Here is a 15,985-nt window from a genome sequence, read left to right as displayed (position 1 = left end):
ACATGACTGTAACCTACCATTTTTCGTTGCCTGGCATTACCTGCGGCGCTTGTGTTAATTCGGTAGAGGGATTATTGGAGGGCGAGAAAGCGCGCTTAAAATTACTTTCCTGGGGAGTGGATCTAGGAAAAAAACGAGGATTTGTAAGCGTATTGCAGGAGCAGGATGACAGCACGACTCGAAAGGAGTTAATTGCCTTGCTCGAGGTTTATGACATCACCGACATCACCGTAGAGCATCATCCTGATCCACAATCCCCCGTTATCGAAAAGAACCCGCAAGACATTCTGTCGAAACCGGGCCCGTCCGACCCGGTTTGTGAAGACGAAGAAGGGGTGGTGCCTCCCTTACCCCTCTACAAACGTCTGCTGAAGTGGCACTGGTTATGGGGTGTCATAGGCACTGTTTGCGGCATCGCCTTAATGATTGCCTGCATGGTGACTGGCGGACTACCCCTGGCGGTGATGATTGCTTTAGGGGTTACCTCCGTGGTGTTGACCCTGATTCTTGGCGCATCCTCCTATTATCAGGCCGTGATGAAATTGGTGAAAGCCCGCACCTTAACCATGGATACTCTCTTTGCTATCAGTACGTTAACCATCATAGGGGTATCCATTGCCTCTTTTTTTGTACCCTGGCTGCCCATGATGTTTGAAGCCGGATTGCTGATTTTCGGCTTTCGTCACATTGGCCTTGCTATTGAAGAATCCATCAAAGACAAATTAGGCCTTGATCGCACCTATCAATCGGATTTACCCCAACGCGTCCGTGTTTTAAAAGAAAGCAAGGAAGAGAGCGTCGACTTGGCACAGGTTGCGGTGGATGACATCCTGGTGATTCAACCGGGTGAAATCATTCCATTAGATGGTCTTTGTCTCTCGGATGACAACTGGATTGATGACAACATCATCAGCGGTGCGATCGTGCCGCGCCGCCTGAGAAAAGGCGAGCATTTGTTATCGGGCATGCGCCTTCCCTTGCATGCGTCGCCTTTGGTTTTGCAGGTGAAAGCCGTCAAAAAACAGTCTTACCTGGCTTGTCTGGATGAGCGAATTGCCAAGGCTTATATGGAAAAGGCGCCCATTGAGGAGATGGCGACCAACATTTTGCAGTATTTTATTCCCGCGGTGATTGGTCTCGCCCTTTTGTCGGGGTTAATCATCGCCTGCTTCTTTCCGCCAGCGCTTGCCATTCAATGTGCAGTGACTGTGCTTGTATCGGCTTGCCCCTGTACGTTGGGGTTGGTTGTCCCTTTGGCGCTGATGATAGGCAATCGCAAAGCCGCGGATCATGGCGTGCAGTTTAAAAGCGGAAAAGCCTTGCAGGCAGCCGCAGCAATTGATGCGGTAGTCCTTGATTTAAATGGCACCTTGACTTTGGGAGAGCCAAAGGTGACCCGCACCGGGCTGCTGGATGACGAAATCACCACGGCTGACCTGTATTCACTTTCTGCGGCATTGGAAAGGGACTCCCCCCATGCGTTTGCCAGAGCAATCTTTGATGACGCCCAGGAAAAATACGGTGAAAAGATGAAGCATCAACTTGATAAACCGGTGGATGATTCTTACCATGCCGGGCTCAAGGGGGAAATCAATGGCACCGAATACCTGATTGGCAATCAGGAATTGATGGAGCAGGAAGGGGTTAAATTCGCGCCGGATTTGTTGCAGCAGATTCCATTGCAGGCAGGCGACAGCCTGGTGTTTTTAGCCACCAGAAAAAAAGTATTGGGGTATTTTGTACTTACCGATCCCCTGCGCTCCGATGCCAAGCTAACCATCGATACCTTAAAGGCAGCCGGCAAGACCCTTTTTATTAATACCGGTGCATCTTTTGAGACGGCACGTCGTTATGCGGAGCGCCTGGGTATCCCTGAACAGAATATTCAAGCCGGTTGCGTGGGCGGGGAGGAAAAAGCGGCTTTTATTGAATCCCTGAAAAAGAAAAAATACAAGGTCGCTATGGTCGGGGATGGCGGGAATGACGGTTTGCCGCTGGCTTGCAGTGACATGGGTTTTGCGGTGCAGTCACGCTCGGGCCATCAAATGGCCTTTCAGAATGCCGGTGCCATCATCCAGAAAGGTGCATTGCTTCCCATTGCCCATGGTTTGGCGATTGCCCGTCAGGCGGTCAGTAACATCAAGCAAAACCTGGGTTTCAGCTTGGCCTATAACATGGTGGCAGTGGTTTTAACCGGCGGTCTTTTAGTGGCGTTGGGCATTACCCTCAACCCGGCTGTCGGTGTTGCCTTGATGATACTTCAGACCTTGTTGATTCTGGGCAATGCCTACCGCTTCAAGCTGCAACAATCGGATGCCGCACCGAAGGACATGGACCAGGGGGATTTTGGTCCCTGTTCGTATCGCCAGTGTCAATCGAGTTTACCGTTTAAACCCGGAGCTCATTTAAATGATCCGGGCGTTGATTTGGATACCGATCGTTTGCCTGTGGGAAAAAATCAGGATCCGATCGTTGAAAATCAAAACCAGTTTGCCTTTACCGGCTTACATTAACAAGGATATCGGCGGCATTTTTGACTGCATGGGGTTTGCTGACACTGACAGTCACCTGTTGGATAGGAAACTCCGATTTCAGCAGGTTAGCCACGGAGTCGGCGACGGTTTCGATGAGTTTAAACGAGTGCGACTCCACATGACGTGTGACCCGCTGGCATAATTTATCGTAGTCAATGGTTTGATTAATATCGTCCTGGCAATCGCTGAAATCAGCAGGAATGTGGATATCAATCAGTAAACGCTGAGCGATGCGTTGTTCCCACTCATGGATGCCAATGCGGGTTGCAATGCTTAAGCCCTTAATTTGCAGACTGTCCATGCCGTATCCTTAAATGAACTAGCATAGCAGTCAGGCAAGGTGGCAGCAAGGTGTTGCGAGTGTGGATTGTTGGGTCAGTTTGGATTAAAATTGCCGATTCTGTGACGCAGGGAGAGCAGCATGACGAAGCTTACTTATTTTAAAACCGTTGATTTATCAGAACCTCAATGGGCTGAAAAAATCAGGGATAGGATCAGCCGCCTGATCGACGCGGTTGACACATTTGAAATTCCCGATGATCCTGTAATCGTTCATTATGTGGGCAAGGATTGGGTTAGAATCATGTCGGCTCGATCCTTAAAAAGCATGCTGGACTACCAGCAACAACACCTGGATTATGTTCAAAATTATGCGAGAGACCCTAGTGGTATTGCGTTATCGTTGAGTCGGCAAACAGAATTGACCGCACCTGAACATCGATACAAGCTTTTTTTGGCCTCGTTAGTTCAGGCAAAATTAGATTACCAGGCCATTTGGACGCTTTGCAAATCGTTTGAGGAAAAATGGAACTTTTATCGTGAGATCGACCCACAATTAAAAAACAAGACTTTATTGGGTACCATTCGCGAGTCTTTTTCCACGAAAGAGCAGGCTTATTTTGATAAATTCGCCGCCTGTTTTACCCAGGAATCGCTGTCTGATTTTATTCCCATCACCTCCTGTGCTGAAAACCTGCATGGTCAGCAAGTGAGCACCTTTAAAAAGTGCAAGAATTACAAAGAATTAATGGGTAGTCGCAAGTACGATGAAATCTGTTGCCCTTCGACGCGGGAGGTAATCGATGGCAAAAAATCACTCCTTACGCGAGACGCGGCGGATACTTTTATTGCCATCTACATGGTTCTCGCCAAAATGGCCGGCGTTGAAACCGACGAAATACAGGCTTTTTTGGAAAAACAGGAGTCCGACTACCTGCGATTGGGTGAGCAAAAGTTATACCGGTACTTACAAAATCCTCGCCTTTTTGGATTTACTTCCGCAACAAGGCAACTCCTGCTTGAGATGGGGGTTGCGAAAATTAAACTGACCTTTAAAGGCGATTACACCCACCTTTGGCCGTTACAGGAATCAACGCCCAAACAAAATGCGCTCAAGATGCTGATTGATTACAGTAAAATGGATTCGACTTACCCTGCATTGGTACGGTTTTTTACAGCTCATACCCAACGCCATCACCATCCTCTGGTTAAACAGGCGGTTGATGCCCTGGTTAAGGGGGAGAGTATTCATGAGGTCATGATGACGCTTGAAACGGAGGCAAGAAAACACCCCCTTTTCAATGAAGAAGGGTCGTTGATGCGGCGTTTGCGCTTTATCACCATGCACATCGGCTATGGAGCGGCTCCACAAAAGGAGCCAAAAGAAGAGATAACATTAACGGGTTAAAAAGATGCTGCACTAATTGGTCAGCGTCGAGACCAGAGCATCTTCCGACACGTCCTGCTGCTTGTCTTTGCATCTAAAAAAGCTCTGGGCAGCAAGCAGAGTGTTTAGCTCACCCTCGGCGCGCTTCTGCCAGGATACTTTATTGGCGCGAGCAGGGGGTTTCGGTTTTTCTTTTTCCGCTGCCTGGGACTCGTGTTGGGGTGCCTCATCGATAGCGGGTTTCGGGGCTTCTGTCTTGGCTGCAATGGTTTGGGTGGAATAGATTAGCCCGCCCACGCGAAGCTTTAAAACCAAAAGGAAGGCTTGGAAGGCAGTTAATTTGCCATAATCATCCTGAGATTCGGGATCATTGATTGTTTTTTCATAATCAGCGGGGTTTAATTGCTTGATGATCCAGGGATTTTTCCGGTAATAAATGTCATCCCCTTTCGCGATGAATAACGGTTGGGGTTGCGGCTTGCTTGAATCAATTTCCGGTAAAAAGGTTAAGCCGCCATAATTGTTCTGCTCCCGCATTGTACCGTCGTGAAGCAGCCTGGCAATGTCACCCAGGGAGTTATCCATGCCATTAACCAGCATGTTACTGTTGGCATCGTTACTGCGCTCAAAATAGGTCCCATCGCCATACACTTTATTGTCTTCGTGCAGCATGGCAAACGGTTCCTCGCTCCCTTTATCCTTCCCTTCAATCACTGGCGTAAACGGGTTGGTGGCGGTAATGCTGTCTGCATTGTCTTCGTTGTGCATGTTATTGACCAGGATGCTGCCCAGCGATAATAGTTTAAATCGCTCGGGTAACAGCGTACGCAGCCGGCCCATGCGGCTTAAATGACCTGCGGCAAAGTGATCGGAATAAAAATGCATGGCAAAGAGATCGCGCGCCACGGCCATGGCGTGGTAACGCTGACCCAGCTCCACAATCATGTCATGATCTGATTTTCCTGCAAACCCGTATTTGCTTTTATTTTCGCGTATCTTACGAATATTTTCTGCTAATTTGCTGTGAAGTTGCTCTTCAGTAATCTGTCCCTCCGCTAATTGCCGGCATTGGTAGGCCAGCTTCGCCATGCGCAAAGCAGAGCGGTGGCCGACGATGTAGGCTCTAAGAGACCAGGGGGAGAAATGCGCTTCGTTATTTACTAATTTGTTGCCATACTCGGGTATGACCAGGGCATAGACAGCCTGTTGCAAAACACTGGGAAGAAAGCTGTTTTCAATGGCATAAATGCGATCCACAGTCGATTTTTTTACGTCGGGAGAGGCTAAATTCTCATAGGCTCTGCGAAAAGCCTGGTATTCCTGATTTGAAACCGAATCGGTAATCACTTCACGATTATCAGTTCCCTGCGGGATTTTTAACTGCAAACCCCAGCCGGCTTTGGTGTAATAATCACCGGCCAAAGCCACAATATCACCGGCACTTAATTGCAAATCGAGGGGCATGGGAATGCCATCCACCTTGCGCATCATCTGCACTTTAAGGACTTGCTTTTCATCAGGCGACAAATTCTTACTGCCTTGAAGATAGGGATTTCCAAACGTTTGTATGCGAATTTGGTTCCCTGCGGATTTATGCTCATTGGTTTCCATCAATCACCCCAGGGGTTACAATTTTTTATAGCGTACCTGATAAAAATTAAGATATCCTTAAATACGGGCCGTGTTAGCGTGTTTCGCAAAAGCCCATACCCTCCAGTCTGACCATGAAGGCATTCCTGTTGTTATCTTAATGGTTGATTAATTCAGCTTTTTTTACTCAAATTTGAAATCATTGCTTGCTCCTTTTGGCAGATTCTATGTCTGAAAAAGGATAAAATGATAAGATGACTTTTTTATCGCACTGAGAATACCATGACTGATCGCCGCCAATCCCTGTTTTTACGCGCTCTAAAACGTGAGGCTGTTCCGCGGACACCCGTGTGGTTAATGCGCCAGGCGGGACGTTATCTCCCTGAATACCGAAAGGTTCGTCAGCAAGCGGGTGATTTTTTAAGTTTGTGTAAAAATCCACAATTGGCCTGCGAGGTCACTTTGCAGCCCCTGCGTCGTTATGCACTGGATGCGGCCATTTTGTTTTCCGATATTCTGACTATCCCGGATGCCATGGGTTTAGGGCTTTACTTTGCCGAAGGGGAGGGCCCAGGTTTCCATAAGCCGTTGCGGACTACCCGCGATATAGAGGCTTTACCTCATCTCTCCATTGTCGATGAACTAAACTATGTTATGGAAGCCGTGCGTTTGATTCGTGGGGCAATGCCTGCGCATTTACCGCTGATTGGTTTTTCCGGAAGTCCCTGGACATTGGCCTGTTACATGGTTGAAGGGAAAGGAAGCCGGGATTACCGGGAAATGCTCAAGTTACTTTACAACCAGCCTTTAGCGGCCCACGCATTACTGCATAAGCTGGCACTTGCCGTAACGGCTTATCTTCAAGAACAAATTCGCGCAGGTGTTGATGCTGTCATGCTGTTTGATACCTGGGGCGGCCTTTTGAGTACAGCCAATTACAAGCAATTTTCCCTTCATCCCATGGAGAAAATTGTCAGAGAAATTAAGCAGGCTTTCCCACACATTCCCATTATTCTCTTTACTAAAGGAGGGGGGCAATGGTTGGAGGACATGGCGATGACAGGATGCGATGCCTTGGGTTTGGATTGGACCTGTGATTTGCAGCGCGCCAGAGTGCGAGTGGGCAATCAGGTGGCTTTGCAGGGTAACCTTGATCCGGCGGTTTTACTGGCAAATGAAACCGTTATCCGTGAAGAGGTCGGAAAAGTGCTGGCTTCATTCGGTAAGGGTAACGGTCATGTCTTTAATCTCGGACATGGCATTACTCCGGATGTAACGCCTGAAAGCGTTACGGCCATGATTGATGCGGTCCATGACTACAGTCCTCCCTATCATCAGGAGAACCGATGATCATCGAAAGCGAATTTAAACCGGCATGGTGGTTGACGAATGGTCATGGTCAGACACTGTACCCGACGATGATGCGTCGTATCATTGCACCGGTTGATGATTGCGAGCGTATTGAATTGCCTGACGGTGATTTCATTGATTTGGCCTGGGCGGTGAATGGCTTGGCCGATGACACACCGCTGGTCATTTTGCTTCATGGTCTCGGGGGCAGTATTGAGTCGGCATATGCCGGTGGCTTGATGCATGCATTCAACCGCCATGGCTGGCGTGCCATGCTGATGCATTTTCGCGGTGCCAGTAAAGAACCGAATCGTCTTGCCCGTGCCTACCATTCAGGCGATACCGGTGATTTGGATTATTTGTTGCGCTTATTGGCTGCACGTGAACCGAATACCTTAAAAGCGATAGTCGGGGTTTCTCTGGGCGGAAATGTATTATTGAAATGGCTGGGCGAGCAGGGAGGGCAACAATTGGTGAATACCGCAGTGGCGGTTTCAGTACCCTTCCAGTTGCGGCTGGTCGCTGACAAAATGGGGCAGGGATTTTCCCGCATCTATCAATCCTACCTGTTGCGGCGTTTAAAAAGCGTTTTTCATCGCAAAATTGAATTCCTGAACCCTGATCTACCGAAGGAATTAATGAATTTTAATCAATGGCGCTGTTTCTGGACTTTTGATGAAAAAGTGACGGCGCCTTTGCATGGTTTCGCTCATGTGCACGCCTATTACCGTCAAGCGAGTTGCCATGCTTACCTGGGTAAAATAGCCACTCCCACCTTGATTATTCATGCCTTGGACGATCCTTTTATGACGCCGGAGGTTGTTCCTGAGGAAAAAGACTTATCAGACCAGATAACCCTTGAGCTCAGCGAGCGTGGCGGCCATGTCGGCTTTATCAGCGGCAGCGTCATTGGTCGGCCTGTTTACTGGCTGGAGGAGCGCATCCCTGCTCACCTTCACCAGCAGTTCAATAAGCTTGGAACTGACGGCTCAATTGAATAGCCATCTCCAGGGATTGTTCATAATTCAGGCGTGGATCCACCAGGCTGCGGTAAGCATGTTTTAAATCGCTCTCGCTTAAACCCCGTGCACCACCAATGCATTCGGTGACATTGTCGCCGGTTAATTCGAAATGGACGCCGCCCAGATAGCTGTTCATTTTCTGATGAATCGTGACGGCTTGCTGCAATTCGGAAAGAATATTGTCGAAATGGCGCGTTTTAATGCCATCAGCCGTGGTTTCTGTGTTGCCATGCATGGGATCGCAGGACCAGGTGACGGGGAAACCGCTTTCCTGCACAGCAGCAATCAGGGAAGGAAGCCGTTGTTCAATTTGATTGGCGCCCAAGCGGGTAATCAGCAGCAGGCGGCCTTCTTCACGCTCCGGGTTGAGTTTTTGTAACAACGCTTGCAGCCAGTCTTTGGTGGCAGACGGTCCGATTTTAATGCCAATCGGGTTTTGAATGCCGCGGATGAATTCGACATGGGCGCTGTCCAATTGTGCCGTGCGCATGCCAATCCAGGGGAGGTGCGTGGAAAGGTTATACCACAGGCCATCCTGCGGTTTGCGGGTCAGTGCTTGCTCATAATGAAGGTGCAGGGCTTCATGCGAAGTATAGAAATCAACCTTACTCAGGCTGCTGTTACGTAAGCCATCAATACTTTCAAGAAAATCAAGCGAATCCGCAATCGAGCGGACGATGGTATTGTATTCTTCCGCCTGGGGTGAATGCTCGACAAAGCTTAAATCCCAGCGTTGCGGATGGTGCAAATCGGCAAAGCCGCCGTTGAGCAGGGCGCGGATGTAATTCAGGGTCATGGCAGCACAGCTGTAACCCTTAAGCAACAGTTTGGGGTTAGGGATGCGGGAATGGGCGTTAAACTCAGGGGAATTGACCAAATCGCCGCGGTAACTCGGCAGCGTCACGCCATCGAGCGTTTCAAAATCGGACGAGCGTGGCTTCGCGTATTGTCCGGCAATACGGCCGACACGAATGATGGGCTTACGCATACCATGGAGCAGCACAAGGCTCATCTGCAACAAAATTTTCAATTTATTGCTGATGACCTGCGAGCGGCAATCGTTAAATGATTCGGCACAGTCGCCGCCCTGTAAAATAAACGCCTGGCCACGACCGGCGCGTGCAATGGCCAGTTTCAGCCTTTTTATTTCGCCGCTGGTGACTAAAGGCGGCATTTGACTTAACTGTTCCACCACCCGTGACAGTTGAATTTCATCCGGGTAAGTGGCGGCCTGCTGGTATGAAAACTGCTGCCAGGAAACAGGAGACCAAGAACTCATAGTAAACCTTATGACTAGGCAAAAATCCAAGTATGCTGTGAATGAACAGATTGTGCAAGATACGGCAAATAATTCTCTGTTTTAAACCGCAGCTTCTTTTCAATTATTATTGCACAGGAACACTTGAATTTTCTATCGCCGCCCCCAATTTAAAGCGTCTGATTGATGCGAGGAGTGGCTGATGAGCGAAAATAAAACAAAAAACTGGCAAAAAATTAAAGAAGAAAGTGACGCATTGGACAATGACTTGTTTGAAGACGATGAGGATCTGACAGACGGTGAGGATTCCTCAGAGCATGTCGAGGGGGCCCTGGAACAACCCAGCATTGGCGGTCTTGAAGAAAAATTGCTGTTGGCTGAAAAGCATGCCCATGAAAATTGGGAAAAGTCAGTGCGGGCGATAGCCGAGCTGGATAACGTACGCCGCCGCGCGGAGCGCGATGTCGCTAATGCCCATCGCTATGGCCAGGAAAAACTGATTGCTTCCCTGCTGCCAATCCTCGACAGCCTGGAGCAGGCCCTGCAACTGGCGGACAAAGATGCCAATGTTGCCATGTATGAAGGCCTTCAATTAACGATGAAGCTCTTTCTGGACGTGCTGGATAAACACGATGTCAAGCAACTGGACCCGCAGGGTGAACCCTTTAATCCGCAGGAACATGAAGCCATGTCCATGCAGGACGTGCCGGGAGCAGCCCCCAATTCAATTGTTGCGGTATTCCAGAAGGGTTACAAACTCAACGACCGCATTATCCGACCGGCCCGGGTCATTGTCGCAAAACCGAAACCAATTGATGAAAATGTGTAACCACGCTTGAAATTGTTAAATTTCACCCCATATCAGAGACATGATGAATACATTACTAGTGGAGCAAGAATAAAATGGCAAAAATTATCGGAATTGACTTAGGTACGACCAACTCCTGTGTGGCGATCATGGAAGGCAACAATACCCGCGTGATCGAAAACAGCGAAGGTCACCGCACCACCCCGTCTATTGTTGCTTACACGGATGACAATGAAACACTGGTTGGTCAGGCCGCTAAACGCCAGGCAGTCACCAATCCTAAAAACACCCTGTTTGCCGTCAAGCGTCTGATTGGACGTCGTTTTGATGATCCAGTGGTTCAGAAAGACATTAAAATGGTTCCCTACCAAATCATCAAAGCCGACAATGGCGATGCCTGGGTACGTGTTAAAAACCAGGACAAGGCGCCGCCGCAGATTTCAGCGGAAGTGTTGCGCAAAATGAAGAAAACCGCAGAAGATTACCTGGGTGAAGAAGTCAAGGAAGCGGTTATTACTGTTCCGGCTTACTTCAATGACTCTCAGCGTCAGGCCACAAAAGATGCTGGCCGCATCGCCGGTCTTGAAGTGAAACGTATCATCAACGAACCCACAGCGGCCGCATTGGCTTACGGAATGGACAAAAAACGCGGTGACTCCGTCATTGCGGTTTATGACTTGGGTGGCGGTACGTTTGATATTTCCATTATTGAAATTGCTGAGGTCGATGGCGAGCACCAGTTTGAAGTGTTGTCCACGAATGGGGATACCTTCCTCGGCGGTGAAGACTTTGACCTCGCCTTAATTGAATACCTGGCGGCTGAGTTCAAAAAGGACACCGGCATTGACCTGCATAACGATCCGCTGGCTCTGCAACGCCTGAAAGAAGCCGCTGAGAAAGCAAAAATCGAATTGTCATCCGCACAGCAGACCGATGTTAACCTGCCTTATATTACGGCTGATGCGTCAGGGCCCAAGCACCTTAACATCAAATTAACCCGTGCCAAACTGGAATCCTTGGTTGAAAAACTGGTTGAGCGTACGATTGAACCCTGCAAAACCGCATTAAAGGATGCCGGGCTGTCAGTTTCCCAAATCAATGAAGTCATTCTCGTTGGCGGTCAAACCCGGATGCCGCTGGTGCAAAAAACCGTGCAGGACTTTTTCGGCAAAGAGCCCCGTAAAGACGTAAACCCTGATGAAGCGGTGGCTGTCGGTGCGGCTATTCAGGCGGCGGTCCTTTCCGGTGACGTGAAAGACATTCTGTTGCTTGACGTTACGCCACTGTCTTTAGGGATTGAAACCTTAGGTGGTGTCATGACCAAACTGATTGAGAAAAACACAACCATTCCTACCAAGGCCAATCAGGTTTTCTCCACTGCCGATGATAATCAGACCGCCGTAACCGTGCATGTTCTGCAAGGGGAGCGTGAACAGGCTTCAGCGAACAAATCCTTAGGCCGCTTTGACTTAAACGACATTCCGCCTGCACCACGCGGTGTGCCGCAAATCGAAGTGACCTTTGACATTGACGCAAACGGTATTTTGAATGTATCCGCTAAAGACAAGGCTACCGGTAAGGCGCAATCCATCGTCATTAAAGCTTCAAGCGGTTTAAGTGAAGCCGAAGTCGAAGCGATGGTGAAAGATGCCAAGGCGCATGCGGACGAAGACAAAAAATTCAAAGAACTGGCTGATGTCCGAAACCATGCAGACAGTTTGATTCACAGCAGTGAAAAATCCCTGAAAGATTTGGCAACAGAGCTGTCTGATGACGAAAAACGCGGCATTGAAACAGCCATTTCCGAATTGAAAGAAGCGGTCAAGGGCAATGACAAGGCTCACATCGAAGACAAATTGAAAGTTCTGACCGATGCTTCTGCGAAAATGGCTGAGCGCATTTATGCCAAGAAAGCCGCGGAAGGCCAGGCACAGGGCGCTCCAGCCGGTGCTGAGACTCACACAGAAGAAGCGTCTTCTGCCAAAGCCGATGAAGGGGTTGTCGATGCTGAATTTGAAGAAGTTCAGGACGACAAAAAATAACAGATAGCGTACGGCGGTTTTAGCGGACCACCGAAGCGTGTCTGCTAAAGCCTGACCGGCGCTGCTTAAGTAATGATTCAGGGGAGAGTGCCAGGCACTCTTTTACTATTATTGTGCTATAGGTTTAAAGGTATAGCGTTATTATTGATGTGAGCAGTCATGGAACAACAGGATTACTACGAACTTCTCGGCGTGGGCCGTCATGCCGATGAAAACGAAATCAAGAAGGCCTATCGCAAGCTGGCCATGAAATACCACCCTGATCGTAATTCCAATGACAAAGAGTCTGAAGAAAAATTCAAGGAAATTCAAAAAGCCTACGCTGTCCTGTCCGATCCGCAAAAGCGAGCGGCTTATGACCAGTTTGGCCATGCTGGCGTTGATCCATCCATGCGCGGCGGATTTGGTGGTTTTGGCGGGTTTGGCGATGTGTTTGAAGACATATTCGAAAACATTTTCTCCGGCGGGCGCGGGCAGGGGCGGCAATCACGCGGTCAACGCGGTGCCGATATGCAGTACAACCTGCAACTGACCCTGGAAGAAGCGGCAGCCGGTAAGCAGGTTGAAATTACTGTACCCCGTCATGCGGCCTGTGGCGTCTGTCATGGTTCGGGAGCAAAACCCGGATCCAGTCCCAAAAATTGCGAAACCTGCGGCGGCGTAGGCCAGGTGCGTATCCAACAGGGTTTCTTTTCCATTCAACAAACCTGTCCCAGCTGTCATGGCGAAGGTCGGGTAATCACCGATCCCTGCCGCAACTGCCATGGTCAGGGCCGCGTACGGGAAAGTAAAAAACTCACGGTTAAAATCCCGGCCGGCGTCGACAATGGCGACAGAGTGCGGTTAAGCGGCGAAGGCGAGGCCGGTATCCATGGTGGCGGCAGCGGCGACTTGTATGTTCAAATCGGTGTCAAGGCGCATCCCATTTTTGAACGAAGCGACAGTGATCTCCATTGTGAAGTGCCGATAAGTTTTGCCACAGCGGCGCTGGGCGGCTCTATCGAAGTCCCTACACTGGAGGGGCGGGTTACCCTTAAGATTCCTGCTGAGACGCAAACCGGCAAAGTGTTTCGTTTAAGGGGTAAGGGAATTAAATCGGTAAGAGGTCAGGGCATCGGCGATTTGCTTTGCCGGGTGGTGGTGGAAACGCCGGTGAACTTATCCCGCGAACAGAAGGAGTTATTAACCCAATTGCAGGAATCCTTAGACAGCAGTAAAAAAACCCATTCGCCGCGTTTAAGCTCCTGGTTCGATGGTGTAAAAAAATTCTTCGAGGACATGAAATTTTAACACGAGTACGTTACAATCCGTTAATTTTACTGCCAGTAGCTGTCTGCTCTGGGCCATTTCGACCGAAATGGGCTCAGAGCCAAAGAGCCCTTTAGTGAAGAGTATCTCCATGTTTAATAAACCAGCAATTTTAGCGCTAGCCGATGGAACAGTATTTCGAGGAGTTTCCGTGGGCGCACACGGGGATTGCGTCGGTGAACTGGTTTTCAATACGTCGATGACTGGTTATCAGGAAATGCTCACTGATCCATCCTATGCCAGGCAGATTATCACGCTGACGACGGCGCATGTTGGGAATACCGGTTGTAATGAAGAGGACATGGAGTCTTCACGAATCTGGGCGGCCGGACTGGTCATGCGTCACTGCTCGCTGATTCCCAGTAATTACCGCGCCTCACAATCCCTGCCCGACTGGCTTAAAAGGCAGGGGGTGGTGGCCATTGCCGGCATCGACACCCGTCAGTTGACCCTTCTGTTGCGCGAAAAGGGCGCGATAGGGGCCTGTATCAGTACCCAGGATGATGAACAGGCGGCTGTTCGCAAGGCGCAGCAGTTCGGCGGTCTGGATGGTCTGGACCTCGCCTGTGAAGTGTCGCGCCAGACCATCGAACGCTGGCATGACGGTCGCGGCGAATGGGGACCAAAATCCAGGCCTTCGCATTTTCATGTGGTCGCTTATGATTTTGGCGTGAAATACAATATCCTGCGTATCCTGCATGAAAAAGGCTGCCATATTACCCTGGTGCCGGCGACTACCTCGGCCAAAGAAGCCCTGGCTTTAAATCCTGACGGTATCTTTTTATCCAATGGCCCAGGCGATCCGTTTGCCTGTGATTATGCCATTGCTGCCACGCGTGAATTTTTAGAAAAAGACATTCCCCTCTTCGGTATTTGTCTGGGGTTTCAAATCCTGGCCCTGGCGGCTGGGGCTAAAACGGTCAAAATGAAATTTGGTCACCATGGCGCCAATCACCCTGTGATTGAAACACGCTTACCCCACCGGGTCTTCATCACCAGTCAGAACCATGGTTTTACAGTGGAAGAAGCCACTTTACCGGATTGCCTTGAAATAACGCATCGTTCACTGTTTGATAACAGCTTACAGGGTATTCGACACAAGACCAAACCCGCTCTGGCTTTTCAGGGCCATCCGGAAGCAAGTCCAGGACCGCATGAAATTGAAATCATTTTCGATGAATTTGTCACTATGATGGATTCAAATCATAAAACCAATTTAGGGAGAACAGGTAGTGAGTAATTTTCACGTTTTTACTTCGGAATCCGTTTCAGAAGGCCACCCGGATAAGATTGCGGATCAGATTTCCGATGCGATTCTAGATGCCATTTTAGCAAAAGATCCCAAAGCGCGTGTGGCCTGCGAAACCCTGGTAAAGACCGGTATGGTGCTAGTCGGCGGCGAAATTACGACCACTGCCTGGGTGGATGTGGAAGAAATCACCCGCGGCGTTATTCGCGACATCGGTTACAACAGTTCAGAGATGGGGTTTGACTGGGCGTCCTGTGCGGTGTTGAGCGCGATCGGTAAACAATCCCCCGACATTGCTCAGGGTGTCGACAATCAGGAAACCAAAATACTGGGTGCCGGGGATCAGGGCTTGATGTTTGGTTATGCCAGCCGTGAAACTGACGTGTTCATGCCGGCTCCCATCGCTTACTCTCACCGTTTGATGGCAAAGCAGGCGCAGATGCGCAAGGAAGGGAAATTACCCTGGTTGCGCCCTGATGCCAAATGCCAGCTGACCATGCGCTATGAGCAGGGTAAACCGGTAGCGATCGATACCATCGTGTTTTCTACCCAGCATGCTCCCGACATCAGTCACAAGGAATTATGCGAAGCCGTTCGTGAGGAAATCATCAAGCCGATTTTACCAGCAGCCTGGTTAACTCCGTCAACCCGCTATTTCATTAATCCCACTGGCCGTTTCGTAATCGGCGGACCCTTAGGTGATTGCGGATTGACCGGGCGAAAAATCATTGTGGATACCTATGGCGGCATGGCCCGCCATGGCGGTGGGTGTTTTTCAGGTAAAGATCCGTCAAAAGTGGATCGTTCTGCCGCTTATGCTGCGCGTCATGTGGCTAAAAACCTGGTGGCTGCAGGCATTGCTGACAAGTGCGAAATTCAGGTTTCCTATGCAATCGGTGTGGCGGAGCCGACTTCCATCAGCATCGACACCTACAATACCGGTCGTTTATCCGATGACACCATCATTGATTTAATCAATACGCACTTCGATTTAACGCCGCAGGGGATTATTGATCATCACGATTTGCTGCGTCCGATTTATCGGCAGACAGCCGCATACGGTCACTATGGCCGAAATGATCTTCCCTGGGAGCGTCTAGATAAAGTTGATGCCCTTAAAAGAGCGCTGTAATTAAGTAACGGCCTGTTGCGCTGGCA

12 protein-coding genes are annotated in these 15,985 nt (G+C 49.5%); 9 read left to right on the top strand and 3 right to left on the bottom strand.

Going from position 1 to position 15,985, the window contains the following annotated elements; genetic code table 11:
- Positions 1-2 precede the first annotated feature (2 nt).
- On the top strand, positions 3-2,513 hold the full coding sequence (locus GH742_RS11950) for a cation-translocating P-type ATPase (protein WP_203455156.1): 2,511 nt from the start codon (positions 3-5) through the stop codon (positions 2,511-2,513).
- Here GH742_RS11950 and folB read toward each other — a convergent pair.
- Positions 2,497-2,835, bottom strand: a complete 339-nt coding sequence (gene folB / locus GH742_RS11945; protein ID WP_203455155.1) for a dihydroneopterin aldolase — start codon at positions 2,833-2,835, stop codon at positions 2,497-2,499. The two genes, GH742_RS11950 and folB, sit on opposite strands and share 17 nt — an antisense overlap.
- Before the next feature lie 120 nt (positions 2,836-2,955).
- On the opposite strand from folB, the gene GH742_RS11940 reads away from it, so the two are divergent.
- The gene (locus tag GH742_RS11940; RefSeq protein WP_203455154.1) at positions 2,956-4,221 is read left to right on the top strand and encodes a DUF5617 domain-containing protein; all 1,266 of its coding nucleotides are present in this window, start codon (positions 2,956-2,958) and stop codon (positions 4,219-4,221) included.
- A gap of 12 nt (positions 4,222-4,233) precedes the next feature.
- On the opposite strand, the gene GH742_RS11935 is transcribed toward GH742_RS11940, so the two are convergent.
- Positions 4,234-5,811 carry a hypothetical protein gene (locus tag GH742_RS11935; protein WP_203455153.1) on the bottom strand — a complete coding sequence of 526 codons (1,578 nt, stop codon included), beginning with the start codon at positions 5,809-5,811 and terminating at the stop codon, positions 4,234-4,236.
- A 261-nt stretch (positions 5,812-6,072) separates the two neighbouring features.
- On the opposite strand from GH742_RS11935, the gene hemE reads away from it, so the two are divergent.
- Complete coding sequence (hemE, locus tag GH742_RS11930) at positions 6,073-7,140, top strand: uroporphyrinogen decarboxylase (protein WP_203455152.1); 1,068 nt, start codon at positions 6,073-6,075, stop codon at positions 7,138-7,140.
- On the top strand, positions 7,137-8,141 hold the full coding sequence (locus GH742_RS11925) for a hydrolase (RefSeq protein ID WP_203455151.1): 1,005 nt from the start codon (positions 7,137-7,139) through the stop codon (positions 8,139-8,141). The genes hemE and GH742_RS11925 overlap by 4 nt, the downstream gene beginning before the upstream one ends.
- Here GH742_RS11925 and GH742_RS11920 read toward each other — a convergent pair.
- A complete protein-coding gene (locus GH742_RS11920) occupies positions 8,107-9,441 on the bottom strand; it encodes a 3-deoxy-7-phosphoheptulonate synthase class II (protein WP_203455150.1) in 1,335 nt (444 codons plus the stop codon). The two genes, GH742_RS11925 and GH742_RS11920, sit on opposite strands and share 35 nt — an antisense overlap.
- Positions 9,442-9,622: 181 nt before the next feature.
- On the opposite strand from GH742_RS11920, the gene grpE reads away from it, so the two are divergent.
- The 5 genes from grpE (at position 9,623) to metK (ending at position 15,959) form a co-directional block, all read left to right on the top strand.
- Positions 9,623-10,249: a nucleotide exchange factor GrpE gene (gene grpE / locus GH742_RS11915; RefSeq protein WP_203455149.1), complete on the top strand. Its 627-nt coding sequence runs from the start codon at positions 9,623-9,625 to the stop codon at positions 10,247-10,249.
- A 74-nt stretch (positions 10,250-10,323) separates the two neighbouring features.
- Positions 10,324-12,270, top strand: coding sequence for a molecular chaperone DnaK (dnaK, locus tag GH742_RS11910; RefSeq protein WP_203455148.1), 1,947 nt, complete (start codon positions 10,324-10,326; stop codon positions 12,268-12,270).
- A gap of 159 nt (positions 12,271-12,429) precedes the next feature.
- Positions 12,430-13,560: a molecular chaperone DnaJ gene (gene dnaJ / locus GH742_RS11905; RefSeq protein ID WP_203455147.1), complete on the top strand. Its 1,131-nt coding sequence runs from the start codon at positions 12,430-12,432 to the stop codon at positions 13,558-13,560.
- Positions 13,561-13,669: 109 nt separating this feature from the next.
- The gene (gene carA, locus GH742_RS11900) at positions 13,670-14,818 is read left to right on the top strand and encodes a glutamine-hydrolyzing carbamoyl-phosphate synthase small subunit (RefSeq protein WP_203455146.1); all 1,149 of its coding nucleotides are present in this window, start codon (positions 13,670-13,672) and stop codon (positions 14,816-14,818) included.
- Positions 14,811-15,959 carry a methionine adenosyltransferase gene (gene metK, locus GH742_RS11895; protein WP_203455145.1) on the top strand — a complete coding sequence of 383 codons (1,149 nt, stop codon included), beginning with the start codon at positions 14,811-14,813 and terminating at the stop codon, positions 15,957-15,959. The genes carA and metK overlap by 8 nt, the downstream gene beginning before the upstream one ends.
- Positions 15,960-15,985 lie beyond the last annotated feature (26 nt).

This window comes from Legionella sp. MW5194 (genome assembly GCF_016864235.1).
Taxonomy (GTDB): domain Bacteria; phylum Pseudomonadota; class Gammaproteobacteria; order Legionellales; family Legionellaceae; genus Legionella_C.
This window is presented reverse-complemented; position numbering and strand designations above follow the sequence as displayed.

What these genes read in the sequence shown, in the direction of transcription:
- GH742_RS11935 (WP_203455153.1), bottom strand. Translation starts at nt 5,811, where the DNA reads ATGGAAACCAATGAGCATAAATCCGCAGGGAACCAAATTCGCATACAA.
- GH742_RS11920 (WP_203455150.1), bottom strand. Translation starts at nt 9,441, where the DNA reads ATGAGTTCTTGGTCTCCTGTTTCCTGGCAGCAGTTTTCATACCAGCAG.
- GH742_RS11950 (WP_203455156.1), top strand. Translation starts at nt 3, where the DNA reads ATGACTGTAACCTACCATTTTTCGTTGCCTGGCATTACCTGCGGCGCT.
- dnaK (WP_203455148.1), top strand. Translation starts at nt 10,324, where the DNA reads ATGGCAAAAATTATCGGAATTGACTTAGGTACGACCAACTCCTGTGTG.
- GH742_RS11925 (WP_203455151.1), top strand. Translation starts at nt 7,137, where the DNA reads ATGATCATCGAAAGCGAATTTAAACCGGCATGGTGGTTGACGAATGGT.
- dnaJ (WP_203455147.1), top strand. Translation starts at nt 12,430, where the DNA reads ATGGAACAACAGGATTACTACGAACTTCTCGGCGTGGGCCGTCATGCC.
- carA (WP_203455146.1), top strand. Translation starts at nt 13,670, where the DNA reads ATGTTTAATAAACCAGCAATTTTAGCGCTAGCCGATGGAACAGTATTT.
- folB (WP_203455155.1), bottom strand. Translation starts at nt 2,835, where the DNA reads ATGGACAGTCTGCAAATTAAGGGCTTAAGCATTGCAACCCGCATTGGC.
- hemE (WP_203455152.1), top strand. Translation starts at nt 6,073, where the DNA reads ATGACTGATCGCCGCCAATCCCTGTTTTTACGCGCTCTAAAACGTGAG.
- GH742_RS11940 (WP_203455154.1), top strand. Translation starts at nt 2,956, where the DNA reads ATGACGAAGCTTACTTATTTTAAAACCGTTGATTTATCAGAACCTCAA.
- grpE (WP_203455149.1), top strand. Translation starts at nt 9,623, where the DNA reads ATGAGCGAAAATAAAACAAAAAACTGGCAAAAAATTAAAGAAGAAAGT.